2 protein-coding genes are annotated in these 2,048 nt (G+C 60.8%); both read left to right on the top strand.

All coding sequences use genetic code 11. The annotated features are described in order from the left end of the window. Positions 1–465: aminotransferase class V-fold PLP-dependent enzyme (locus EOB80_RS35445; protein WP_245466414.1), on the top strand; the 465-nt coding region annotated here is incomplete at its 5' end. A gap of 187 nt (positions 466–652) precedes the next feature. Further along, positions 653–2,048: Fe-S cluster assembly protein SufB (sufB, locus tag EOB80_RS21675; protein WP_245466413.1), on the top strand; the 1,396-nt coding region annotated here is incomplete at its 3' end.

The raw sequence follows: 2,048 nt of genomic DNA, 5'->3' as shown, positions 1-2,048 counted from the left end.
GGCCAGGAGAAGGGCCATCGCGGCGGCACCGAAAATCTCGCTGCCATTGCCGGTTTTGGCGCGGCCGCCCGCGAGGCCCTGGCCGGATTGCCGGCCATGGATGCCGTGCGCCAGCGCCGCGACGAGGTCGAGGCCATCGTCAAATCGCTGGTGCCGGACGCGGAAATCTTCGGAACCGGTGCGCCAAGGCTTGCCAATACGGCATTCTTCGCTATTGCGGGCGTCAAAGCCGAAACCGCGCAGATTGCCTTCGATCTGGCCGGTGTAGCGCTGTCGGCCGGCTCTGCCTGTTCGTCTGGCAAGGTCGGACCGAGCCATGTGCTGAAAGCCATGGGATACGGCGACAGTCTCGGCGCCTTGCGGGTGTCCATCGGACCGGCGACCGGCGCGGAAGACATCGAGCTGTTTCGCGTCGCACTGGCGGGAATTACCGCACGTAGGGCGGATAGAGAACGGGCCGCGTAGCGGTTGGACGAATTTGGGCCTTTCGGCCTGGTAGAGCCGTGCGTTTCATGCTGGCCGGGTGAATTCCCGGTCGAAGCGCACTATATTAAACTTACGCTGCCGCGAGCACCTCTTCGGGGTTCGTTTTTGGCGGTGCCATAGTTTGAAAACTGTCGGGCCTTGACCCCGGCGTGGATGGAGAACGCATATGCCTGCTGTGCAGGACACGATCGATCGGGTCCGAAAGATCGACGTCGACCAATACAAATACGGATTCCAGACCGAAATCGCGATGGACAAGGCCCCCAAGGGCCTCAGCGAAGACATCATCCGTTTCATTTCGGCCAAGAAGGACGAACCGTCCTGGATGCTGGAATGGCGTCTGGAAGCGTATCGCCGCTGGCTGACGCTTGACGAGCCGACCTGGGCGCGCGTCCACTATCCGAAGATCGATTTCCAGGACATCTATTTCTATGCGGCGCCTAAGAGCACGCCCGGCCCGACCTCGCTCAGCGATGTCGATCCCGAACTGTTGAAGGTCTACGAAAAGCTCGGCATTCCGCTGCGGGAGCAGGAAATCCTCGCCGGTGTGCAGAAGACCGATGCCTCGGAGCTCGAGGAAGTCAGCGATAACGTCTACAAATCGGGCCGCGTCGCTGTCGACGCCGTGTTCGATTCCGTCTCCGTCGTAACCACCTTCAAGAAGGAGTTGGCGCAGGCCGGCGTCATCTTCTGCTCGATCTCGGAAGCCATCCGCGAGCATCCGGAGCTGGTGAAGAAATATCTCGGCTCGGTCGTGCCGACCTCAGACAATTACTACGCCACATTGAATTCCGCTGTCTTCACCGATGGCTCGTTCGTCTTCGTGCCCAAGGGCGTGCGCTGCCCGATGGAACTGTCGACCTATTTCCGCATGAACGAGAAGAACACCGGCCAGTTCGAGCGCACGCTGATCATTGCCGAGGAGGGGGCTTACGTCTCCTATCTCGAGGGCTGCACGGCGCCGCAGCGCGACGAGAACCAGTTGCATGCCGCCGTCGTCGAACTGGTGGCGCTCGACGATGCCGAGATCAAATATTCGACGGTGCAGAACTGGTACCCCGGCGACGCCGAGGGCAAGGGCGGCATCTACAATTTCGTCACCAAGCGCGGCGACTGCCGTGGCGACCGCTCCAAGATTTCGTGGACGCAGGTCGAGACAGGTTCGGCGATCACCTGGAAATATCCGAGCTGCATCCTGCGCGGTGACGATTCCCAAGGTGAGTTCTATTCGATCGCGGTGTCGAACGGCTATCAGCAGGTCGACAGCGGCACCAAGATGATCCATCTCGGCAAGAACACGTCGAGCCGCATCATCTCCAAGGGCATCGCCGCCGGCTTCTCGCAGAACACATATCGCGGCCAGGTCTCGGCGCACCGCAAGGCGACCAACGCCCGCAACTTCACCAACTGCGACAGTTTGCTGATCGGCGACCAGTGCGGCGCGCACACCGTGCCATACATGGAAGCCAAGAATTCGACGGCGCAGTTCGAGCATGAAGCGACGACGTCGAAGATTTCCGAAGACCAGAAATTCTACGTCATGCAGCGCGGCATCCCCGAAG

The organism is Mesorhizobium sp. M7A.F.Ca.MR.245.00.0.0 (assembly GCF_003997415.1).
Taxonomy (GTDB): domain Bacteria; phylum Pseudomonadota; class Alphaproteobacteria; order Rhizobiales; family Rhizobiaceae; genus Mesorhizobium.
The sequence above is the reverse complement of the archived record's forward strand: the minus strand, read 5'-3'. Positions and strand labels throughout refer to the sequence as shown.